Below are 21,956 nucleotides of genomic sequence, written 5' to 3'. Positions count from 1 at the left end.
GGTCGCGAGGCCGGGACGATTTGGTCGAACGTGGTGCGGTCTGCCAAGATAGTCCGGTTGCTCCGGCGGGTCGCCGGGGTGCGCCACACCTTGACTATTGAATCGCGTCTCCCAGCTGCTTCGGCTGCTGAGTGCCCTGAATCCGTGGTCTTGCGTGCGTCGCACCATCTGAGAACACCTTCAGGCCGAGACCCGATCGGCCCGGCGAACCGCTGGGCGCCAAGAGAAACACCGCAGGATCCCGGTCCTGTGTCGTCCGAACTAGGCGACACGCCCGACCGCGGGGGTCGGCGGTGGAGGTGAGGAACAGGCGGTACGGCTCCACCCGGGGCCGTGTCGAGAGAACAGACCGTGACGCGGCACCTCCTGGGGTGCGAGAGAAGGACGAGAGAGACCTATGGCGGGACAGAAGATCCGCATCAGGCTCAAGGCCTATGACCACGAGGTGATCGACACCTCGGCGCGCAAGATCGTGGACACCGTCACCCGCACGGGTGCCAAGGTCGCCGGCCCCGTGCCGCTGCCGACCGAGAAGAACGTGTACTGCGTCATCCGCTCGCCCCACAAGTACAAGGACTCCCGCGAGCACTTCGAGATGCGCACGCACAAGCGCCTCATCGACATCATCGACCCGACTCCGAAGACGGTCGACTCGCTGATGCGCCTCGATCTGCCTGCCGGTGTCGACATCGAGATCAAGCTCTGAGGTCTGAGACGATGACTTTCGAACGAAACGTGAAGGGGCTGCTGGGCACCAAGCTCGGCATGACCCAGCTGTGGGACGAGAACAACCGCGTCGTCCCCGTGACCGTGATCGCTGCGGCGACCAACGTGGTCACCCAGGTCCGTCAGCCCCAGACCGATGGCTACAACGCCATCCAGGTCGGGTTCGGCGAGATCGAGGCCCGCAAGGTCAACCGCCCCGAGGCCGGTCACTTCGCCAAGGCCGGGGTCACCCCGCGTCGCCACGTGGTGGAGATCCGGACCGCTGACGCCGCGACCTACACCGTCGGCCAGGAGCTCAGCCCCGAGCTGTTCTCCGCCGGCGAGCAGATCGACGTCACCGGCACCAGCAAGGGCAAGGGCTTCGCCGGAACCATGAAGCGTCATGGCTTCTCCGGTGTCTCTGCCTCGCACGGTGCCCACCGCAACCACCGCAAGCCCGGCTCCATCGGCGCCTGCGCCACCCCGGGCCGTGTCTTCAAGGGCACCCGGATGTCCGGCCGCATGGGTAACGACACCGTCACCACCCAGAACGTCACCGTGCACGCCGTGGACGTCGAGAAGGGCGTGATCCTGCTCAAGGGCGCCGTTCCCGGTCCCCGCGGCGGTCTCGTGGTGCTGCGCTCCGCCGCCAAGGACTCCCTCACTGCTGGCAAGGAGGCCTGAGCATGGCTACCAAGACCGTCAAGGTTGACTTCCCCGCCGAGATCTTCGGTGTCGAGGTCAACATCCCGCTGATCCACCAGGTCGTGGTGGCGCAGCAGGCAGCCGCTCGTCAGGGCACGCACGCCACCAAGACGCGGGCCGACGTCCGCGGCGGTGGCCGCAAGCCCTACAAGCAGAAGGGCACCGGCCGGGCTCGCCAGGGCTCGACCCGCGCGCCGCAGTTCGTCGGCGGTGGCACGGTGCACGGCCCGCAGCCGCGCTCGTACGACCAGCGCACCCCCAAGAAGATGAAGGCCGCCGCCCTGCGCGGTGCCCTCTCCGACCGGGCCCGCAACGGCCGCATCCACGTGGTCGACGCTCTGGTGTCGGGCGACAAGCCCTCCACCAAGGCCGCGATCACCGCGCTGTCCGAGCTGACCGACCGCGCCCGCTACCTGCTAGTGCTCGAGCGGAGCGACTCGCTGACCTGGCTGTCGCTGCGCAACGCGCCGCAGGTGCACATCGTGGCCGTCGACCAGCTGAACACCTACGACGTGCTCGCGTCGGACGACGTGGTCTTCACCAAGGGCGCCTACGACGCCTTCGTGGCCGCGGCTCCCGCCGGCAAGACGAAGAAGGCCGAGGAGGACCAGAAGTGAGCACCCTGCACAAGGACCACCGCGACATCCTGATCGCCCCGGTCGTCTCCGAGAAGAGCTACGGCCTGCTGGACGCGAACAAGTACACGTTCGTCGTGCACCCGGACGCCAACAAGACCGAGATCAAGATCGCGGTCGAGAAGGTGTTCAACGTGAAGGTGACGTCGGTCAACACGCTCAACCGTCAGGGCAAGACGCGTCGTACCCGCAACGGCCTGGGCAAGCGCAAGGACACCAAGCGCGCCATCGTCAGCCTCGCTGAGGGCCACCGTATCGACATCTTCGGGGGTCCGGTCGGCTGACCGGACGACTGAAGGCGAAGAAGGACTAAGACAATGGCTATCCGCAAGTACAAGCCGACCACCCCGGGCCGTCGTGGCTCCTCGGTGGCCGACTTCGTCGAGATCACCCGGACCACGCCGGAGAAGTCGCTGACCCGTCCGCTGCCCAAGAAGGGCGGTCGCAACAACCAGGGACGCATCACCACGCGTCACCAGGGTGGCGGCCACAAGCGGGCCTACCGGATCATCGACTTCCGCCGGTACGACAAGGACGGCGTGCCGGCCAAGGTCGCTCACATCGAGTACGACCCCAACCGCACCGCGCGCATCGCCCTGCTGCACTACGCCGACGGCGAGAAGCGCTACATCATCGCGCCGAAGGACCTGACCCAGGGCACCCCGGTCGAGAGCGGCGTCGGCGCCGACATCAAGCCCGGCAACAACCTGCCGCTGCGCAACATCCCGGTCGGTACCACCATCCACTGCGTGGAGCTCCGTCCGGGTGGCGGCGCCAAGATCGCCCGGTCCGCCGGCATCTCGGCCCAGCTCGTCGCCAAGGAGGGCTCGCGCGCCACGCTGCGCATGCCGTCCGGCGAGATGCGGTTCGTCGACGTGCGCTGCCGCGCCACGATCGGCGAGGTCGGCAACGCCGAGCAGTCGAACATCAACTGGGGCAAGGCCGGCCGTATGCGGTGGAAGGGCAAGCGCCCGACCGTCCGCGGTGTCGTGATGAACCCGGTCGACCACCCGCACGGTGGTGGTGAGGGCAAGACTTCGGGTGGCCGTCACCCTGTCTCCCCGTGGGGCAAGCCCGAGGGCCGTACGCGCAAGCGCAAGGCCTCCGACTCCCAGATCATCCGCCGTCGCAAGTCCGGCAAGGGTAGGAAGTAACTGACATGCCTCGTAGCCTCAAGAAGGGTCCCTTCGTGGACGACCACCTCATGAAGAAGGTGGACGCCGAGAACGACAAGGGATCGCACAACGTCATCAAGACCTGGTCGCGCCGGTCGATGATCGTGCCCGCCATGATCGGTCACACGATCGCGGTGCACGACGGTCGCAAGCACGTTCCCGTGTTCGTGACCGACTCGATGGTGGGCCACAAGCTGGGCGAGTTCGCCCCGACCCGCACCTACCGCGGGCACGTGAAGGAAGACCGGAAGGGTCGTCGTCGATGAGTGTCACTGAGCGTATGCGCACGAGCGCCCGCCGCGAGACCCTGCTGGGTGACCAGCCGGGCTCCTTCGCCAGCGCGCGGTACGTGCGGATCTCCCCGATGAAGGCGCGCCGTGTCGTCGACATGGTCCGCGGCCTCCCCGTCGACGAGGCCCTGGCGCTGCTGCAGTTCGCGCCGCAGGCCGCCTCGGAGACCGTCTACAAGGTGCTGGAGAGCGCGATCGCCAACGCCGAGTCCACGGAGGGCCTCAAGGCCGCCGACCTCGTCGTGTCCCGGGCGATGGTCGACGAGGGCCCCACCATGAAGCGCTGGCGCCCGCGTGCGCAGGGTCGTGCGACCCGGATCAACAAGCGCACCAGCCACATCACGCTGGTGGTCCAGCCGGCCGATGTCGTCGACGCCACCAAGGCACGGAAGGGCGGTTCCAAGTAATGGGACAGAAGATCAACCCGAACGGCTTCCGCCTCGGCATCTCCACGGACCACAAGTCCCGCTGGTACGCCGACAAGCTGTACAAGTCCTACGTCGGCGAGGACGTCGCGATCCGCAAGCTGCTCTCCAAGGGCATGGAGCGGGCCGGCATCTCCAAGGTCGAGATCGAGCGCACCCGTGACCGCGTGCGGGTCGACATCCACACCGCCCGTCCCGGCATCGTCATCGGTCGCCGTGGCGCCGAGGCCGACCGCATCCGCGGCGAGCTGGAGAAGCTGACCGGCAAGCAGGTCCAGCTGAACATCCTCGAGGTCAAGAGCCCCGAGGTCGACGCTCAGCTGGTCGCCCAGGGTGTCGCCGAGCAGCTCTCGGGCCGCGTGCAGTTCCGGCGTGCGATGCGCAAGGCGATGCAGACCTCGATGCGTTCCGGTGCCAAGGGCATCCGGATCCAGTGCTCGGGCCGGCTCAACGGCGCCGAGATGTCGCGCACCGAGTTCTACCGCGAGGGTCGCGTGCCGCTGCACACCCTGCGTGCCGACATCGACTACGGCTTCTACGAGGCCCGTACGACCTTCGGCCGGATCGGCGTGAAGGTCTGGATCTACAAGGGTGAGGTCTCCGGCTCCCGCGCCGAGCGCCAGGCCCAGCAGGCCGCCCGCGCCGGTGCCCCCGGCCGCGGCGGTCGTCCCAGCCGTGGCGCCGACCGTCCGAGCCGTGGCTCGCGCGGCGACCGCGCCCCCCGCACCGAGGCTGCGCCGTCGGAGGCCACCGCCAACGCTGCTGCGTCGGCCGAGGCCACCGGTCAGGCTGCCGCCGAGGTGCCCAGCACCGGACAGGAGGCCTGACACCATGTTGATGCCCCGTCGTGTCAAGCACCGCAAGCAGCACCACCCCAAGCGGACCGGTGCGGCCAAGGGTGGCACGAAGCTCGCTTTCGGCGACTTCGGCATCCAGGCGGTGGAGGGTCACTACGTCACGAACCGGCAGATCGAGTCTGCTCGTATCGCGATGACCCGTCACATCAAGCGTGGCGGAAAGGTCTGGATCAACATCTACCCGGACCGCCCGCTGACCAAGAAGCCTGCCGAGACCCGCATGGGATCTGGTAAGGGTTCCCCCGAGTGGTGGGTGGCGAACGTCAAGCCCGGCCGCGTCATGTTCGAACTTTCCGGTGTGACGGAGGAAGTCGCCCGCGAGGCCATGCGCCGCGCGATGCACAAGCTTCCGATGAAGTGCCGGTTCATCTCCCGCGAGGCTGGTGAATTCTGATGAGCGACAAGCTGAGCGCCACGGCGCTGGACGAGCTGACCGCCGCCGACCTCGAGGGTCGACTGCGTGAGGCCAAGGAGGAGCTGTTCAACCTCCGGTTCCAGGCTGCCACCGGGCAGCTGGACAGCCACGGCCGGCTCCGTACGGTCAAGAAGGACATCGCCCGGATCTACACCGTGGTGCGTGAGCGCGAGCTCGGCATCCGGACCGCGCCGGGCGCCGAGAGCAAGGAAGAGGCCACCGCATGAGCAAGGACACCACCGCGGTCGAGGCTGCACGGAACTCCCGCAAGGTCCGTGAGGGCCTGGTCGTCAGCGACAAGATGGACAAGACCATCGTCGTCAGCGTCGAGGACCGGGTGAAGCACGCCCTCTACGGCAAGGTCATGCGGCGCACCTCCAAGCTCAAGGCGCACGACGAGACCAACGAGTGTGGCATCGGCGACCGGGTCCTGATCATGGAGACCCGCCCGCTGTCGGCCACCAAGCGCTGGCGTGTGATCCAGGTCGTCGAGAAGGCCAAGTGACCGCGGGCCGTCCCGTACGGCCCTTGATTTTCCATTAACCAGTTCGGCAAGGCTCCCCACCGCGTCCGCGGCCGGGCGAGAACCAGCTCGACAACCAGGAGAAACCAATGATCCAGCAGGAGTCGCGGCTCAAGGTCGCCGACAACACCGGTGCCAAGGAGATCCTTTGCATCCGTGTTCTCGGTGGATCGGGTCGCCGCTACGCCGGCATCGGCGACACCATCGTCGCCACCGTCAAGGACGCGATCCCCGGTGGCAACGTGAAGAAGGGTGACGTCGTGAAGGCCGTCGTCGTGCGCACCGTCAAGGAGCGCCGTCGCGCCGACGGTTCCTACATCCGCTTCGACGAGAACGCCGCCGTCATTCTCAAGAACGACGGCGAGCCGCGTGGTACCCGCATCTTCGGCCCCGTCGGTCGTGAGCTGCGCGAGAAGAAGTTCATGAAGATCATCTCGCTCGCCCCGGAGGTGCTGTGATGCCCAAGAAGTCCCCGAGCATCAACATCAAGAAGGGTGACACCGTCAAGGTGATCGCCGGCAAGGACAAGGGCGCCCAGGGCAAGGTCATCTCGGTGCTCCGCGAGGAGCAGCGGGTGATCGTCGAGGGTGTGAACCGCATCAAGCGCCACACCAAGGTCGTCAACTCCGGTTCCGGCAACACCGGTGGCATCATCACCGCCGAGGCCCCGATCCACGTGTCGAACGTGATGCTGGTCGAGGACGACGGCGTGACGCGTGTCGCCTTCCGCCGCGACGAGGTCACCAAGCGCCGGGCCGACGGTTCGACGTACACCGCCGAGCGCAGCGTCCGTGTGTCTCGCAAGACCGGGAAGGAGATCTGAGATGACCCAGACCGCCACCGAGACCACCATGCCTCGTCTCAAGGTCCGCTACCGCGAGGAGATCCTCCCCGCGCTGCAGTCCGAGTTCGACAACAAGAACGTCATGCAGGTGCCCGGCCTGACCAAGGTCGTCGTCAACATGGGCGTCGGCGAGGCCGCGCGCGACTCGAAGCTGATCGAGGGCGCGATCAAGGACCTGACCGCCATCACCGGCCAGAAGCCGATGGTGACCAAGGCCCGCAAGTCCATCGCGCAGTTCAAGCTGCGCGAGGGCATGCCGATCGGTGCCCACGTCACCCTGCGGGGCGACCGCATGTGGGAGTTCATGGACCGTCTGCTGTCGCTCGCGCTGCCGCGCATCCGCGACTTCCGCGGCCTCTCGCCCAAGCAGTTCGACGGGCGGGGCAACTACACCTTCGGTCTCACCGAGCAGGTGATGTTCCACGAGATCGACCAGGACAAGATCGACCGGTCGCGCGGCATGGACATCACCGTCGTGACCACGGCGACCACCGACGACCAGGGCCGCGCCCTGCTCAAGCACCTCGGCTTCCCGTTCAAGGAGAACTGACATGGCGAAGACTGCTCTGAAGGTCAAGGCGGCTCGCAAGCCGAAGTTCGCCGTTCGTGGATACACCCGGTGCCAGCGCTGCGGTCGGCCCAAGGCCGTCTACCGGAAGTTCGGGCTGTGCCGCATCTGCCTGCGGGAGATGGCGCACCGTGGCGAGCTGCCCGGTGTGACCAAGTCCTCCTGGTGACGTCCCCCCTGCCAACAACCAACCGCTGAAGGTCGGCCCGCCCTCCGGGGAGCACCGGGCCGAAACCACAGAGAGAAAGGGCCGAACCGGCCATGACGATGACTGACCCGATCGCAGACATGCTCACGCGTCTGCGCAACGCCAACCAGGCGTACCACGACGCGGTGTCGATGCCTTACAGCAAGCTCAAGGCCGGCGTCGCGGAGATCCTCCAGCAGGAGGGGTACATCACCTCTTTCGACGTGAAGGAGCCGGCTGAGGGCGAGGTGGGCAAGACGCTCAACATCACCCTCAAGTACGGCCGCAACCGCGAGCGCTCCATTGCCGGAGTGCGTCGCATCAGCAAGCCCGGTCTCCGGGTGTACGCCAAGTCCACGGGTCTCCCGAAGGTGCTCGGCGGCCTGGGGGTCGCGATCATCTCGACCAGCCAGGGACTGCTGACCGACCGCCAGGCGAACCAGAAGGGCGTGGGTGGGGAAGTCCTCGCCTACGTCTGGTAACGACGAGACCGAAGGAGGACACAAGCAATGTCACGCATTGGCAAGCTCCCGATCACGGTCCCGTCCGGCGTCGACGTGCAGATCGACGACGCGCTGGTGACCGTCAAGGGCCCCAAGGGCACCCTGTCGCACACGGTGGTCTCCCCGATCACCGTCGACAAGGGCGAGGACGGTGTGCTCGAGGTCAAGCGCCCCGACGACCACCGCGACAGCCGCTCGCGCCACGGGCTCACGCGCACCCTGATCAACAACATGGTCGTGGGTGTCACCGAGGGCTACGAGAAGAAGCTCGAGATCGTGGGCGTGGGTTACCGCGTCCTGTCCAAGAGCCCGACCCAGCTGGAGTTCCAGCTCGGCTACTCGCACCCGATCATCCTCGACGCGCCGGAGGGCATCACCTTCACCGTCGAGAGCCCCACCAAGCTCGGTGTGGTCGGGATCGACAAGCAGCTGGTCGGCGAGACCGCTGCGAACATTCGCAAGCTCCGCAAGCCCGAGCCGTACAAGGGCAAGGGCGTGCGATACGCCGGCGAGCAGATCCGCCGCAAGGTCGGAAAGGCTGGTAAGTAAGTCATGGCTATCTCGCTGTCGAACAACAAGCACACGGCCGGTCGTGTCCGGTCGCGCCTGCGCCGCCAGATGCGCGGTCGCAAGCGGATCTCGGGCACCCCTGAGCGTCCCCGCCTGGTGGTGACCCGGTCCGCGAAGCACATCAGCGTGCAGGTGGTCGACGATCTCGTCGGCAAGACGCTGGCCTACGCCTCGACCATGGAGGCCGACGTGCGCTCCGTGGACGGGGACAAGACGGCCAAGGCGAAGAAGGTCGGTGAGCTGGTTGCCCAGCGCGCCAAGGCCGCTGGTGTCGAGGGCGTGGTCTTCGACCGCGCCGGCAACAAGTACCACGGTCGCGTCGCGGCCCTGGCAGACGCCGCCCGTGAGGGCGGCCTGGCCTTCTGATCGCACGGACAAGCAAGAGAGAGAAGAGGAAAGTCTCATGAGCGGAGCCCAGCGCGGACAGCGCAGTGGCGAGCGCCAGTCGGGAGGCCGCGGTCGCGACGGTCGTCGCGACCAGAGCGCTGACAAGACCGCCTACATCGAGCGCGTCGTTGCGATCAACCGTGTCGCCAAGGTCGTGAAGGGTGGTCGTCGCTTCAGCTTCACCGCCCTGGTGATCGTCGGTGACGGCGAGGGTCTGGTCGGCGTCGGCTACGGCAAGGCGAAGGAAGTTCCTGCGGCGATCGCCAAGGGCGTGGAGGAGGCCAAGAAGCACTTCTTCAAGGTCCCCCGCATCCAGGGCACCATCCCGCACCCGGTGCAGGGCGAGAAGGCGGCCGGTGTCGTGCTGCTGCGTCCCGCCGCTCCCGGTACCGGTGTGATCGCCGGTGGCCCGGTGCGTGCGGTGCTCGAGTGCGCCGGCATCCACGACGTCCTGAGCAAGTCGCTCGGGTCCTCCAACCAGATCAACATCGTTCACGCGACCGTCGAGGCGCTGAAGATGCTGGAGGAGCCCGAGGCCGTGGCGGCGCGCCGCGGGCTCACTGTGGAGCAGGTCACCCCGGCGGCGATCCTGCGGGCTCGTGCGGAGGTGACCTCCTGATGGCTCAGCTGAAGGTCCAGCAGAAGCGCGGCCTGGTCGGTCTCAAGGCCAACCAGCGCGAGACGCTTCGGACGCTCGGTCTCAAGCGGATCGGTGACGTCGTCGTCAAGGAGGACCGCCCGGAGATCCGGGGCATGGTCAACACGGTCCGTCACCTGGTGACGGTTGAGGAGGTGGAGTGAGATGACGCTCAAGCTGCACCACCTGCGTCCTGCCCCCGGCGCCAAGACCGCCAAGACCCGCGTGGGTCGTGGTGAGGCGTCCAAGGGCAAGACGTCGGGTCGCGGTACGAAGGGCACCAAGGCTCGCTACCAGGTCCCGGTGGCGTTCGAGGGTGGCCAGATGCCCATCCACATGCGCCTGCCCAAGCTGAAGGGGTTCAAGAACCCGTTCAAGGTCGAGTTCCAGGTCGTCAACCTCGACAAGATCCAGGAGCTCTTCCCCGACGGTGGCGCGATCTCCGTCGAGGACCTGGTCGCCAAGGGTGCGGTCCGCAAGGGCCACCCGGTCAAGGTCCTGGGCCAGGGCGAGATCTCGTCGTCGGTCCAGGTGACCGCGAACGCGTTCTCGGGCTCTGCGAAGCAGAAGATCGAGGCTGCCGGCGGCACCACCACGGTGGCCTGAACAGCACACGTATGAGCACGGGGCTCGTCCCGGTCGTCCACGGACGTCGGTGACGGGCCCTGTGCGCGTGGTGGGTGGTACCGAACGCCCTGTTAGGCTTCCCCGGGTCGTACGACACGTACGCCGAGTGCTGCTCGGCGGTCGCGTCCGGACCCTGTTCCCCGGAGGCCGGGTCCCGACCCGCCCTCCGACCCAGCTGAGAAAGAGGAACCAGTGCTAGGCGCGTTCGCCAATGCTTTCCGGACGCCGGACCTGCGGCGCAAGCTGCTGTTCGTCCTGCTGATCCTGACGCTCTTCCGACTCGGCTCCCAGGTCCCCGCGCCAGGCGTCAACGTCGCCAACGTGCAGAACTGTCTGGCGAACGTGGAGGACCAGGGGCTCTACAACCTGATCAACATGTTCTCGGGCGGCGCGCTGCTCCAGCTGACGATCTTCGCGCTCGGGATCATGCCGTACATCACCGCCAGCATCATCCTGCAGCTGCTCGTCGTGGTCATCCCACGGCTGGAGACGCTGAAGAAGGAGGGCCAGGCGGGGCAGACCAAGATCACCCAGTACACGCGCTACCTGACGCTGGGCCTCGCGCTGCTGCAGGCCACCGGCATCGTCGCGCTGGCCCGCTCGGGCAACCTGATCCAGGGCTGCCAGGAGGACCTGCTGCACAGCGACAGCACCGCGACCTTCCTGATCATGGTGATCACCATGACCGCGGGCACCGCGGTGATCATGTGGCTCGGCGAGCTCATCACCGACCGCGGCATCGGCAACGGCATGTCGCTGCTCATCTTCGCCCAGGTCGTCGCCACCTTCCCGGGTGCCATGTGGCAGGTCCAGCAGACCAAGGGCTGGGTGACCTTCTCCATCGTCATGGTGGTCGGCCTCTCGATCGTGGCCGGCGTCATCTTCATCGAGCAGGCCCAGCGCCGGATCCCGGTGCAGTACGCCCGCCGGATGGTGGGCCGCAAGATGTTCGGCGGCTCCTCGACGTACATCCCGCTCAAGGTGAACCAGGCCGGCATCATCCCGGTCATCTTCGCCTCCTCGCTGCTCTACCTGCCGGCGATGGCGGTGCAGTTCAACGAGAGCACCAGCAACCCGGTGCTGCGGTTCGTCAACCGGTACTTCGTCACCGGCGACCACCCGCTGTACATGGCCACGTACTTCCTGCTGATCATCTTCTTCACGTACTTCTACGTGTCGATCACCTTCAACCCGGAGGAGGTCGCCGACAACATGAAGAAGTACGGCGGCTTCATCCCCGGGATCCGCGCCGGGAAGCCCACCGAGACGTACCTGTCCTACGTGCTGTCCCGGATCACCTTCCCCGGCGCCCTCTACCTCGGCCTGATCTCGCTGGTCCCGCTGATCGCTCTCGCACTGATCGGGGCCAACCAGAACTTCCCGTTCGGCGGGACCTCGATCCTCATCATGGTCGGCGTCGCGCTCGACACGGTGAAGCAGATCGAGAGCCAGCTCCAGCAGCGCAACTACGAAGGGTTCCTCAGCTGATGCGTCTGATCATCATGGGCCCGCCCGGTGCCGGCAAGGGCACCCAGGCGAAGTTCATCGCCGAGCACTTCGGTGTCCCGGCGATCTCCACCGGCGACATCTTCCGCGCGAACGTCTCCGAGGGCACCCCGCTGGGCGTGGACGCCAAGCGGTACATGGACGCCGGGGAGTACGTGCCCGACGAGGTCACGAACCAGATGGTGCGCAACCGGCTCGGCGAGGAGGACGCCCTGCCGGGCTTCCTGCTCGACGGGTACCCCCGCACGGTCGCGCAGGTCGAGGAGCTGGACCAGATGCTCGCCGCCCTGAACGAGAGCCTGGACGCGGTGCTGGTGCTCACGGTCGACGCCGAGGAGCTCGTGCAGCGCCTGCTGCAGCGCGCCCAGGTCGAGGGCCGTGCCGACGACACCGAGGACGTCATCCGCCGACGCCAGGAGATCTACGTCGAGCAGACGGCTCCGCTGATCGACGTGTACCGCGAGCGCGGGCTGCTCGTCGAGGTCGACGGCATGGGCGAGGTCGCGGAGGTCTCCGAGCGGCTGTTCGCCGCGCTCGACCGGGTGCCCCAGAGCTGATCCTGCCGTCATGGGCTTCCGAGACCGCGGGATCGAGATCAAGACCCCCGAGCAGATCGACAAGATGCGCGTCGCCGGCCTGCTGGTGGGACAGACCCTGGAGCTGCTGCGCTCCTCGGTCCGTCCCGGTCTGACGACCGGCGAGCTGGACGCGATCGCGGAGGACAACATCCGCTCGGCCGGGGGAGTGCCCTCCTTCAAGGGCTACAGCCACCCTCCGTTCCCCGCCACCATCTGTGCCTCGGTCAACGACCAGGTGGTGCACGGGATCCCGGGTGGCCGGACCCTGGAGTCGGGCGACGTGCTCTCGATCGACTGCGGCGCGATCGTCGACGGCTGGCACGGCGACGCCGCGATCACCGTCGCGGTGGGCGAGGTCCGCCCCGAGGTCGCCGAGCTGATGGAGGTCACCGAGGAGAGCCTGTGGCGCGGCCTGGCTGCCGCCCGTCTCGGTGGCCGGGTCAGCGACATCGGCCACGCGGTGGAGTCGTACGTCCGCTCCCGCGGGGACTACGGGATCCTCGAGGACTACACCGGCCACGGCATCGGCACCCAGATGCACCAGCCGCCCAACGTGCCGAACGTGGGCCGACCCGGCCGAGGTCCCAAGCTGGTGCGCGGCCTGGCGCTGGCGGTGGAGCCGATGGTCACCCTCGGGTCCGCGGAGACCGACCTGGACGACGACGAGTGGACCGTGGTCACGTCGGACGGCTCCTGGGCGGCCCACTTCGAGCACACCTTCACCCTCACGCCCGAGGGCGCGTGGGTGCTCACCGCCCTGGACGGCGGCGAGCAGCGCCTGCGCGAGCTGGGCGTCCCCTTCGGCGGACGTCGCGACTGAGGCTCAGACGCACTCGCGGCCGGCGGGGGAGTCCTCGCCGTCGCGCTGGAGGACCACCTGCACGCAGGCGCGGTCCTGGGTGCGCAGCACGATCCGCTTCTTGCTGGTACGCAGGAACTCGTCGTTCTCCACGTGGTAGACCACCCAGGTGTCGCCTGACCGCGAGCCGTCGGGAGCGCGCCAGGTGAAGCGCGCGCCCTCGGGCGTCCGGTCGCCGCTCACGACGGGAGGTGAGTCCAGCGCCCCGGGCAGCACGGGGGACGGCGTGCTGGTGGCCGGGTCCGTAGGGACCCTGTCGGCCTCGGAGGGCCCCCGGTCCCCGCGGAGGAGGAGCCCGCCCACGACGACGGCCAGGACGGCGACTCCGGCGACCGCCCACACGACGGGGGAGCGGCTGGAGCCGGTCGCCGACTCGGGCTCGGCGGCGGCGGCGGCGGTGACGGCCGGGGCGGGCGGCCGCACCGGCGTGACCACGGTGACCGGCTTCATCACCGTGTGGTCCTCGACCGGCGGCCGCGTGGGCTCGGGCTTTGCCACCGCGGCGTCCGACCGGTCGCCCTCGACCGCCACCGCGGTCCGCGGGAACCCTGCGTCCGCCTCGATCCGCTGGAGGGCGCGCGCGAGGTCCAGCGCGGTCCGTGGCCGGTGGTCGGGGTTCTTCGCCAGGCACTGCTGGAGCAGCCGGTCCAGCGCCGGCGGGACGTCCGGGCGCTGGGTGGCCGGCGGGGCCGCGTGCAGGATGCGCGCGCTCAGCGCCCGGGTGGAGTTGTCTCCGTTGGGCACCGAGAACGGCGACCGGCCCACCAGCAGGTGCCAGATGGTGGCGCCCAGGGAGTACACGTCGGAGGCGACGGTGCCGTTGGAGCGTCCGTCCAGCATCTCCGGCGGGGACCAGGGGTAGGAGATCCGGACGTCGTGGTCGCCCTCCACGTCCTGGATCCGGCCGGCGATGCCGAAGTCGGTGAGCGCAGGCTCGTGGTAGGTGGTCACCAGCACGTTGCTGGGCTTGATGTCGCGGTGCAGGATCCCGGAGCGGTGCGCGGTCTCGATCGCACTGGCCAGCTTGATCCCGGTCGCGACCGCCTCGACCGGAGGCATCGGGTTCGCACGTACCCGGACCCCGAGGTCGGGAGGCGGGCAGAACCGCATCACCAGGAAGGGACGACCGCCCTCCTCGGTGATCCCCGCCGTGATCACCGAGACGATGTAGGGGTGGTCCGCCAGCCGTGCCATGGCGTTGGCCTCGGCGGCGAACAGGGACTTCTCCCGGTCCGTCAGCGGGACGTCGGGGCGCACGACCTTGACCGCCACGCGCTGACGGGGCCAGGCCTGCTCGTAGAGGAAGACGTCCGCGAACCCGCCGCTGCCGAGGTGCTCGACGAAGGTGAAGCCGGGGATGTGGGGGGCGCTCACGAGCTCCGTCCCCCCGTCTCGGCGCCGACCTCGGGACCGACCTCGTAACGCACCTCGTAGGTGTCGGCGAGGGTGAGCACGTGTCCGGGCTCCAGGACGTAGGGCCGCTCGCCGGCCAGCCGGACCGGCGCCTGGCCCGGCGCGGTCAGGGTCGTCCCGCCCCGGGAGCCGAGGTCGCGGACGACGACCTTCCACCCGTCCAGGCTCAGGTGCAGGTGCATCCGGGAGACGAAGCCGTGCTCGGACGGGACCGTCACCAGGTGCGGCCACTCCCCGACGCTGGGCAGCGGCTGCGGGCGACGACCCAGCACCACGGGTCGGTCGAGGGGGACCACCTCGCCGGTCGCGAGCCGGAGCCCGCCGAGGACCGGGCGCGGGACGCGCTGCGGATGCTGCGGGGCCACCTGGCTGCGGCAGATCCGGCACAGCGGCTGCGTGGGCGCGGTGAGGTGCCCGGACGGGCACCAGACGGCGTCCACCGTGTCGGCAGGAGTGGCTGCCACCAGGTGGTCGGGCCGGAAGACGGTCGACCCGTCGTGGTCCTGGTGCTCGTCCTGGCCGTGCTCCTCGTGCTGGTCCTGCTCCGCCGGCTCGGGGGTGCCCGCCAGCGCGGCGACGAGCTCGGGGTCGGGCTCGGTGGTCTCCCGGGCCGTGGAGTCGGCGGTGTCGGGGCGGCGCGGGCGTGGGCGAGGTGGGGGAGGGCCGTCGGGACCCTTGGCGGCGAGGATGGCGGCCGGAACCCCGTCGATCAGGGCGCCGTCCGAGGACTCCACCGAGCGGGGGACCGCGACCGAGGAGGCGGAGACGACTCCGCCGGCCAGCCGCCGGGACGGACCGGGGACCGGGTCGGCCAGGGCGAGCCGGACCAGCGCGCCCTCCTGCTCGACGCGGCCGGTGCCGCGGACGGCCTGCTGCGCGCGAGCGCTGCCGGCGACCAGGGCCAGGCCCGGGACTCCGGTGGGGAAGGCGCCGTCGACGACCGCGAGCACCCGGCGGACCGGGTCGCTCGAGGTGAGCGCGGTCCAGAGGTCCTCGACGACCTTCTCGTCCGCGGGGTCGGTCAGGAGCAGCCAGCGACCTGCGTCGCCGATCAGCAGGTGATCCCCCGGGACGTAGCGGGTCTCCACGTCCATGCTCCGCTCCCTCCTTCGCCCGGACATTCTGACGGACCGGCGTCTGCCGGCCCGTGATGCGTCCATGATGGCACCGAGGGTGCCTCCATCGCGTACTCTCACGCACCACAGCACGTGGTCGCACGAAATCCGGGGGGAGAGCAAGACGATGCGCGGGTTCCTGCGGCGCCACCGGGCGGCCATCGCGTCGAACACGGCCCTCGTGGTGGCGGCCGGAGCAGTCCTGGTCTACGCCGTCTCGGCCGACGGCTACCGCTCGCACCGCACCGAGCTCAACGACGGCGGCATCTGGGTCACCAAGTCCGACAAGGGCTACTACGGCCGCCAGAACAAGCCCATCGGCAAGCTCGACGGCGCCGTGCCCACGGAGCAGGACGCGGATCTGGACGTGCTGCAGGACGGTGCCGCGGTGATCGGCGTCAACGGTCGCTCGGGACGCCTCGCGCCCATCGAGCCCGGGGCCCTCCAGCTGGACGAGGGAGCGAGCGCCTCGCTGGTGCCGGGAGCCTCGGTGACCATGGCCGGCGGCACCCTGGCCGCCGTCGACCCGAAGTCCGGCACGACCTGGGCGGTGCGCTACGACCCGCAGCTGGGCGGACCGGTGGCCGGCGGGCTCGACCAGCAGAGCGAGCCGCTCACCGAGGTGGGTGAGGGAGCAGCCCTGACGGTGACCGAGTCGGGCGCCCTCGTCGTCTCCTCCACCGAGGAGCGCGAGCTCGTCACCTGGCGTCCCGCGGCGGACTCCACGATGGAGCTGACCGAGGCCGGCACCGAGGAGCTACCCGAGGCGGCCGGCGCGCCGACCGCGATGACGGCGGTCGGGGAGAACGTGGTCACCCTGGACCGCGCGGCCGGCACCCTGTGGGTCCGCGGCGGCGCGAGCGCGTCCGTGCCGGCGGGTGCGGTCCTGCAACGGCCCGGCCCGGCGGCCGGCTCCGTCCTGGTCGCGCACGAGAGCGGCCTGGTCGGCGTCGACCTGGAGACGGGCGAGGTCGCCACCCTGGTGGACGCGGTGTCCGGGTCGCCCACCGCCCCGGTGCGGCTCGGCGCGTGCACCTTCGCCGCCTGGTCTGGCGGGGTCGGGCAGTACGCCTCCGCGTGCGGCGGGGGCGAGCACACCGTCTCCCAGCTGGACGAGAAGGGCGCCACCACCAACCTGGTCTTCCGGGTCAACCGCGACCAGATCGTGCTCAACGACGTCGAGACCGGCTCGGTGTGGGACGTGGACGCCGACCGGCCGCTGCGGATCGACAACTGGGAGGCCTTCACCGACACCAAGAAGGTGGAGAAGCAGCAGAAGGACGACGAGCAGCAGTCCACGGGGGACCGTCGTCCGCCGCAGGCGAAGCCGGACGACTTCGGCGCTCGTGCGGGCCGGACCAGCGTGCTCTACCCGCTGGACAACGACGCGGCCCCCGAAGGACGGCTGCTCGCCATCCAGGGGGTCGACCAGCCGAACATGCGCGGGGCGCGGGTCGCGATCAGCCCGGACCGGCAGACCCTCCAGCTCACCCTCCCGCAGGAGGCCCGGGGCCAGGTCAGCTTCGACTACTACATCGACGACGGCCGCAACCTGAAGGACCAGGCGACCGTCACCGTCGCCGTGCGCGGAGGGCAGGAGAACGAGGCGCCGAGCCTGCGCGAGGGCTACGAGCCGCGGCAGTGGCGGGTGCCGGCGGGCGGGTCGCTGGAGCTCCCGGTGCTTCCCGACTGGCGCGACCCCCGGGACAGCGACCCGCTGATGCTCGAGTCGGCGCGGGTGCTCAGCGGACCCCCCGGGGCGGTGGCCCGGGCCACGACGAACGGCCGGCTCCGGGTCAAGGCCTCCGGCGAGGGCGGCGAGGTCCAGGTGGAGTACGCCGTCTCCGACGGGCTCTCGGTGCCGGTGCGCCGCACCGTCGGGGTCACCGTCCAGGACAAGTTCGACCAGGAGACGCACCCCGGCATCGCCGAGCCGGACGTGGTCAGCGGCCAGGTCGGGAAGCCGATCGTGATCCGGCCGCTCGCCAACGACCTGCCCGGCTCCGACCCCGGGTCGCCCAACGCCCAGCTCGAGCTCGGCGGACGCATCCCGGACCAGGCCGGCGCCAAGGTCCGCACCGAGGTCAACACCGGTCTGGTCCGGGTGGACGCGGCCAAGGCCGGGACCTACCTGCTCGACTACCAGGCGGCGTACGGCAACGCCCGGCTGGCGCGCGGCAAGATCCGCGTCGACGTGCGCCCGCCGCCGAAGAACCCCGAGGACCCGGTCGCCACGCCGGACACGCTGACCCTCTACGGACAGTCCTCGGCCACGGTCGACGTGCTGGCCAACGACGTGGACCCCGCCGGCGGGATCCTGGTCGTCCAGGACGCCCGCCCGGACCGCGAGGACCAGCTCGAGGTCGCCGTCGTCGAGGGGCGCTGGCTGAAGATCTCCGCGACGCAGGGGACCCTCGCCCCCTCCTCCCAGGTCGTCCGCTACACGATCAGCAACGGGGCGGTCTCCGGGGTCCGCGGTGAGGTGCTGGTCACCCAGCGGCCGCGGCCCGAGGACAACACCCCGGTCACCGGACCCGACCGGGTGGTCGTCCGGTCCGGGCAGGTGGTCGCGCACCCCGTGCTCGACAACGACTTCAGTCCCTCGGGGGACCGGCTGGAGCTGGTGGCCTCGACCGGCGAGGCCGCCGGCGGCCTCGAGGTCGAGGCGCCGCAGGACTACCGCGGCGACGTCGGCGCGGCGTACGTCTCCGGGCGCCTGATCCGGTACGTGGCTCCGGCCGGGATCGAGGAGCGGGAGACGTTCGTCGTCCCCTACGTCGCGCAGAACTCCACGGGCGAGACGGGCTCGGGCGAGCTGACCGTGGTGGTCGTCCCGGACGACGAGACCAACAACCCGCCGGAGGCGCCCGCCCTCGAGGGCCGGGTCTTCGCCGGCGACACCGTGCGTCTGACGCTTCCGGGCAGCGGTGCCGACCCGGACGGCGACCCCGTGACCATCACCGGCATCTCCGCGGCCCCGCGGCTGGGCCGGGTCACCGAGTCCGGCGCCAACTCGCTGCGGTACCTGGCGTTCCCGCGCAGCTCCGGCACCGACGAGTTCACCTACACCGTGATGGACTCCCGCGGCGCCGAGTCCACCGGCGTCGTCCGGGTGGCAGTGGTGCCCGCCGGCCTCCCGCAGCCTCCGGTCGCGGTGGCCGACAGCCTGGTGGTCGCGCCCGGCGGCGAGGCACGCGTCGACGTGCTCGCCAACGACGAGATCGGCCGGGCCAAGCGCGTCACCCTCGACCTGGTGGACCCGCCCGAGGGAGTGCGCCTGGAGTCCGAGATCGGCCCGCTGGTGGTGCCGGCTCCCGCCAGCGCGGAGGCGGACACCGTCGAGGTGGTCTACTCGTTGAGCAACGGCCTGGCCTCCTCGCTGGCCCAGGTCCGGGTCGAGGCGGAGGACGGCTACAACAACCCGCCCGTCGTGCAGGACGCCTTCGGCCGGGCCGGCGCGAGCGACGCGGTGAAGGTCGACCTGCTGGCCGGGGACCGGGAGCGCGCGGCGGCCTACGACCCCGACGGCCCGGCCGACGAGCTGCGGGTGACCCGGATCTTCGCCCCCGAGGACAGCTACCAGCTGGAGGGGAACACGGTGACGGTGACCCGGGCCGAGGCCCCGATGGTGGTGCCGTTCCAGGTGGAGGACGCCGACGGCGGCGTGGCGAGCGCGTCGCTCTACGTCCCGCCGGCCGCAGGCAGTCGCCCGTTCGTCAAGGACGGCGCACTGATCGAGATCGAGTCGGGTGGCTCGACCACCTTCTCCCTGGCCGACCACCTGGCCAACCCCGGGGGCGGCACCCTGCAGCTGACCGGCCCGCAGCAGGTCTGGACCTCGCCGCGGAGCGCCACGAGCGCGCGGGGCACGTCGGCGGACCAGGTGGAGCTCACCGCGCGCGACGACTTCCGTGGCCCGGCGGCCGTGACCGTCGAGGTGATGACGGTCGAGGACGGCGAGGAGAGCGACCCCACGGTCCTCTCCATCCCGGTCCAGGTGGGCTCGGACCGTCCCGAGATCGACTGCCCGGACAGCCCGATCGACGTCGCGGCCTCGGACTCCGTGGTCATCGACGTGATCTCGGTGTGCACCGTCACCCCGGTCGTCCCGGGGGACGAGTACACGCTCGCCTACACGGTGGACTGGGCGGACCGGGTGGAGGGCATGGGCCTGTCCGCGGACGGTCCCCTGCTCGACGTCTCCGCGGCCGGCGGGGTCCGCGCGGGTACGCAGGCCGCGCTCTCGGTGCGGGCCGCCAACAGCGAGCCCGCGCTGCTGCGGGTGCAGGTGGTCAAGGCGCCGTCGCCGTCGCTGCTCTCGTTCTCCGTGCCCGACATGAAGCCCGGCGACAGCCGGGAGGTCAACCTGTCGCGCTACCTGCGCCCCGGGGTCAGCGACGCGGACCCCACGATCCTCGGGGTCCGCCGCATCTCCGGGAGCTCGGTCAACGCGTCCTCGTCCGGTCCGGTCCTGCGCCTGAGCGCCCCGCGCAACGCCGAGGGGCGCACCGAGCTCGAGGTCGAGATGAGCGACGTCTCCACCGGCAACCCCGGCCCCGAGCGGCGGGTCACCGCACGGGTCGGGATCGAGGTGCTCGACACCCCCACCACGCCGGGGCCGCCGGTGGCGATGAGCATCAAGGACCGCTCGGTGAAGCTCAGCTGGCGGCCGTCGCAGCCCCGGGGCTCCCGGATCGACCACTACGAGGTGCGGGTGGTCAACGGGCCCGCGCGCAGCCAGCGGTTCCGCACCAACGGCGGGACCTTCCGGGTCCCGGAGAACGGCAAGCGGTACTCGTTCCAGGTCCGCGCGCACAACAAGAGCGGCTACTCGGACTGGAGCGACCGCTCGCTCTCCGCGGTGATCGACAAGGCGCCGTCCCGGGTGCCGTGGATCCGGGCAGAGGACCCCGGCGACGGCACCCTCATGCTGCGCTGGGGCCAGCCGCGCAGCATGGCCTCGGACATCCAGACCTACTACATCTCCTGGCGCGACGGCTCGACCGAGGTACAGGGCTCCGGCCGGAGCAAGCTGATCTCCGGCCTGGACAACAACAGCCAGTACGACTTCACCATCCGGGCGCGCAACGCCACCGGGATCTCCGAGCCCCGGGTCTCCGGCCTCTTCCAGTCGGTCGGCACCCCGGCGAGCCCGAAGGGGCTGACGCTCCGGGACCTGCAGACCGGCGAGCGCGAGACCGCGCTGCGCCTGGACTGGAACGGCACGCTGCCCGAGGGGCCGGGACCCACGACGTACACCGTGCGGGCCACCGTGGCCGGACAGACCGTCACCCTGCCCGAGTGCCGGCAGATCGAGGCCACCACGTGCCGGCACGCGGGGATCCCCTACGACGGCCGGGTGTGGAGCTACACCGTGGTCGCGCAGAACGCGCCGGGCAAGACCTCGTCCCCCGGCTCGCCCGAGCAGTTCGCCGCCGTCGGCGTGCCCGAGGGCTGGGGCAACTGGACCTGGGACGCCACCGGGGTCGACAACCAGATCAGGCTCGGCTACCAGGTGCCCCTGCCTCGCGGAGCCCAGAGCAACGTCACGGTCCTGGTCAACGGCGTCCCCGCCGGACCACCCACGCAGGAGCGGGGGGTGCGTTCGCGGACCGTGACCCTGCCCAGCAACACCACGACCCACAAGGTCGTGCTGCAGCTGTGCAACGAGCAGGACAAGTGCAGCACCAGCAACCCCCAGGACGCCCAGAGCTACGGTCCGCTGACCAACGAGATGGTCCGGGTGACGCCCAGCGTCGTAGGCGACTCGGTGCAGTGGGCCGTGCAGGGCAACAGCAACGGCAACCCCGGCAAGCTCGCGATCGTCGTCTACGACACCAGCGAGTTCGACCCGCGGGTGGTCGAGCAGCGCACGGTGGACCTGGGCGGCTACGGAGCGGGTCAGTTCGACTACCAGCTGCCGCCCGTGAAGATCGGCTGGCGGGGCGCCTCGAGGATCGATGTGACGCTCTTCGACGACGCCCCGGGTGGCCGCGGCGAGGGCTCGGCCACCGGGACGGCGGCCACGCCGGACCCCCCGCCGCCTTCCATCCGGATCTACAAGGTCGAGTGCAGCGACGCCGAAGGGAGCACGAACCCGTGCGGCGGGACCGGAGTCACGCAGTGCACCGGACAGGGCTGCGGGTTCGTCGCGGTGGAGATCACCGGGTTCCTCACGCCCTACGACTGCTCGGTCATGCGCCCCGGTCTGTTCGACCCCGACATCGTGCACACCTTCAGCCGGCAGGGGAACATCAACGAGCGGACGCCGTACTTCTTCCGGAGCGGCAAGGTCATGGTCGAGTGCCGGACCACCGACCAGGGTGACCGGGTCCGCCAGGAGGCCTACGTGGAGACCACGTGGTGACCACTGCCGCCGATTGCCGTGCCGACCACCGACCGCTGCCGGGACCGCCGTCCGGCCGAACGAAA

At 69.9% G+C, this 21,956-nt stretch carries 27 protein-coding genes; 25 read left to right on the top strand and 2 right to left on the bottom strand.

Annotation, left to right across the window (positions count from 1 at the left end; genetic code table 11):
- Nucleotides 1–397: 397 nt before the first annotated feature.
- The 24 genes from rpsJ to map all read left to right on the top strand — a co-directional run bounded on the left by rpsJ (nt 398) and on the right by map (nt 12,957).
- On the top strand, nt 398–706 hold the full coding sequence (rpsJ, locus tag H8838_RS15310; RefSeq protein WP_008360994.1) for a 30S ribosomal protein S10: 309 nt from the start codon (nt 398–400) through the stop codon (nt 704–706).
- A gap of 11 nt (nt 707–717) precedes the next feature.
- Nucleotides 718–1,389, top strand: a complete 672-nt coding sequence (gene rplC / locus H8838_RS15305; protein ID WP_181312630.1) for a 50S ribosomal protein L3 — start codon at nt 718–720, stop codon at nt 1,387–1,389.
- A 2-nt stretch (nt 1,390–1,391) separates the two neighbouring features.
- Complete coding sequence (gene rplD / locus H8838_RS15300) at nt 1,392–2,027, top strand: 50S ribosomal protein L4 (protein WP_181312631.1); 636 nt, start codon at nt 1,392–1,394, stop codon at nt 2,025–2,027.
- Entirely contained in the window at nt 2,024–2,329 is a 306-nt protein-coding gene (rplW, locus tag H8838_RS15295; RefSeq protein WP_181312632.1) for a 50S ribosomal protein L23, read from the top strand. Before rplD ends, rplW begins: the two co-directional genes overlap by 4 nt.
- Before the next feature lie 33 nt (nt 2,330–2,362).
- The gene (gene rplB, locus H8838_RS15290) at nt 2,363–3,199 is read left to right on the top strand and encodes a 50S ribosomal protein L2 (protein ID WP_181312633.1); all 837 of its coding nucleotides are present in this window, start codon (nt 2,363–2,365) and stop codon (nt 3,197–3,199) included.
- A 5-nt stretch (nt 3,200–3,204) separates the two neighbouring features.
- A complete protein-coding gene (gene rpsS / locus H8838_RS15285) occupies nt 3,205–3,486 on the top strand; it encodes a 30S ribosomal protein S19 (protein ID WP_110182960.1) in 282 nt (93 codons plus the stop codon).
- The gene (rplV, locus tag H8838_RS15280) at nt 3,483–3,917 is read left to right on the top strand and encodes a 50S ribosomal protein L22 (RefSeq protein WP_181312634.1); all 435 of its coding nucleotides are present in this window, start codon (nt 3,483–3,485) and stop codon (nt 3,915–3,917) included. The genes rpsS and rplV overlap by 4 nt, the downstream gene beginning before the upstream one ends.
- Nucleotides 3,917–4,762 (top strand): 30S ribosomal protein S3, encoded by an 846-nt coding sequence (gene rpsC / locus H8838_RS15275; protein WP_181312635.1) that lies wholly within the window; start codon nt 3,917–3,919, stop codon nt 4,760–4,762. The genes rplV and rpsC overlap by 1 nt, the downstream gene beginning before the upstream one ends.
- Nucleotides 4,763–4,766: 4 nt before the next feature.
- Complete coding sequence (rplP, locus tag H8838_RS15270; protein ID WP_181312636.1) at nt 4,767–5,186, top strand: 50S ribosomal protein L16; 420 nt, start codon at nt 4,767–4,769, stop codon at nt 5,184–5,186.
- The gene (rpmC, locus tag H8838_RS15265) at nt 5,186–5,434 is read left to right on the top strand and encodes a 50S ribosomal protein L29 (protein WP_181312637.1); all 249 of its coding nucleotides are present in this window, start codon (nt 5,186–5,188) and stop codon (nt 5,432–5,434) included. Before rplP ends, rpmC begins: the two co-directional genes overlap by 1 nt.
- The gene (rpsQ, locus tag H8838_RS15260; RefSeq protein ID WP_181312638.1) at nt 5,431–5,712 is read left to right on the top strand and encodes a 30S ribosomal protein S17; all 282 of its coding nucleotides are present in this window, start codon (nt 5,431–5,433) and stop codon (nt 5,710–5,712) included. Before rpmC ends, rpsQ begins: the two co-directional genes overlap by 4 nt.
- Before the next feature lie 107 nt (nt 5,713–5,819).
- Nucleotides 5,820–6,188, top strand: a complete 369-nt coding sequence (gene rplN / locus H8838_RS15255) for a 50S ribosomal protein L14 (protein ID WP_110182954.1) — start codon at nt 5,820–5,822, stop codon at nt 6,186–6,188.
- The gene (gene rplX / locus H8838_RS15250; RefSeq protein ID WP_219924443.1) at nt 6,188–6,553 is read left to right on the top strand and encodes a 50S ribosomal protein L24; all 366 of its coding nucleotides are present in this window, start codon (nt 6,188–6,190) and stop codon (nt 6,551–6,553) included. Before rplN ends, rplX begins: the two co-directional genes overlap by 1 nt.
- Before the next feature lies 1 nt (nt 6,554).
- Nucleotides 6,555–7,124 carry a 50S ribosomal protein L5 gene (gene rplE, locus H8838_RS15245; protein WP_317983763.1) on the top strand — a complete coding sequence of 190 codons (570 nt, stop codon included), beginning with the start codon at nt 6,555–6,557 and terminating at the stop codon, nt 7,122–7,124.
- A 1-nt stretch (nt 7,125) separates the two neighbouring features.
- Nucleotides 7,126–7,311 (top strand): type Z 30S ribosomal protein S14, encoded by a 186-nt coding sequence (locus H8838_RS15240; protein WP_011757321.1) that lies wholly within the window; start codon nt 7,126–7,128, stop codon nt 7,309–7,311.
- Nucleotides 7,312–7,403: 92 nt separating this feature from the next.
- Entirely contained in the window at nt 7,404–7,811 is a 408-nt protein-coding gene (gene rpsH, locus H8838_RS15235) for a 30S ribosomal protein S8 (protein WP_181312639.1), read from the top strand.
- A gap of 27 nt (nt 7,812–7,838) precedes the next feature.
- Nucleotides 7,839–8,381 (top strand): 50S ribosomal protein L6, encoded by a 543-nt coding sequence (gene rplF / locus H8838_RS15230; RefSeq protein WP_181312640.1) that lies wholly within the window; start codon nt 7,839–7,841, stop codon nt 8,379–8,381.
- A 3-nt stretch (nt 8,382–8,384) separates the two neighbouring features.
- On the top strand, nt 8,385–8,768 hold the full coding sequence (rplR, locus tag H8838_RS15225) for a 50S ribosomal protein L18 (RefSeq protein ID WP_181312641.1): 384 nt from the start codon (nt 8,385–8,387) through the stop codon (nt 8,766–8,768).
- A 37-nt stretch (nt 8,769–8,805) separates the two neighbouring features.
- A complete protein-coding gene (rpsE, locus tag H8838_RS15220; protein ID WP_181312642.1) occupies nt 8,806–9,408 on the top strand; it encodes a 30S ribosomal protein S5 in 603 nt (200 codons plus the stop codon).
- Nucleotides 9,408–9,590, top strand: coding sequence for a 50S ribosomal protein L30 (rpmD, locus tag H8838_RS15215; RefSeq protein WP_101525234.1), 183 nt, complete (start codon nt 9,408–9,410; stop codon nt 9,588–9,590). Before rpsE ends, rpmD begins: the two co-directional genes overlap by 1 nt.
- 1 nt (nt 9,591) lies before the next feature.
- Nucleotides 9,592–10,032, top strand: coding sequence for a 50S ribosomal protein L15 (gene rplO / locus H8838_RS15210; protein ID WP_181312643.1), 441 nt, complete (start codon nt 9,592–9,594; stop codon nt 10,030–10,032).
- A gap of 213 nt (nt 10,033–10,245) precedes the next feature.
- Nucleotides 10,246–11,541 carry a preprotein translocase subunit SecY gene (secY, locus tag H8838_RS15205; protein ID WP_181312644.1) on the top strand — a complete coding sequence of 432 codons (1,296 nt, stop codon included), beginning with the start codon at nt 10,246–10,248 and terminating at the stop codon, nt 11,539–11,541.
- On the top strand, nt 11,541–12,116 hold the full coding sequence (locus tag H8838_RS15200; RefSeq protein ID WP_181312645.1) for an adenylate kinase: 576 nt from the start codon (nt 11,541–11,543) through the stop codon (nt 12,114–12,116). The genes secY and H8838_RS15200 overlap by 1 nt, the downstream gene beginning before the upstream one ends.
- 10 nt (nt 12,117–12,126) lie before the next feature.
- Entirely contained in the window at nt 12,127–12,957 is an 831-nt protein-coding gene (map, locus tag H8838_RS15195; protein ID WP_181312646.1) for a type I methionyl aminopeptidase, read from the top strand.
- Between the two features lie 3 nt (nt 12,958–12,960).
- On the opposite strand, the gene H8838_RS15190 is transcribed toward map, so the two are convergent.
- Entirely contained in the window at nt 12,961–14,370 is a 1,410-nt protein-coding gene (locus H8838_RS15190; RefSeq protein WP_185994690.1) for a serine/threonine-protein kinase, read from the bottom strand.
- The gene (locus tag H8838_RS20230; protein WP_185994691.1) at nt 14,367–15,503 is read right to left on the bottom strand and encodes an FHA domain-containing protein; all 1,137 of its coding nucleotides are present in this window, start codon (nt 15,501–15,503) and stop codon (nt 14,367–14,369) included. Before H8838_RS20230 ends, H8838_RS15190 begins: the two co-directional genes overlap by 4 nt.
- A gap of 148 nt (nt 15,504–15,651) precedes the next feature.
- On the opposite strand from H8838_RS20230, the gene H8838_RS15180 reads away from it, so the two are divergent.
- Nucleotides 15,652–21,891 carry a fibronectin type III domain-containing protein gene (locus H8838_RS15180; protein WP_185994692.1) on the top strand — a complete coding sequence of 2,080 codons (6,240 nt, stop codon included), beginning with the start codon at nt 15,652–15,654 and terminating at the stop codon, nt 21,889–21,891.
- The last annotated feature ends 65 nt before the right edge of the window (nt 21,892–21,956 follow it).

The organism is Nocardioides campestrisoli, assembly GCF_013624435.2.
GTDB lineage: Bacteria > Actinomycetota > Actinomycetes > Propionibacteriales > Nocardioidaceae > Nocardioides > Nocardioides campestrisoli.
This window is presented reverse-complemented; position numbering and strand designations above follow the sequence as displayed.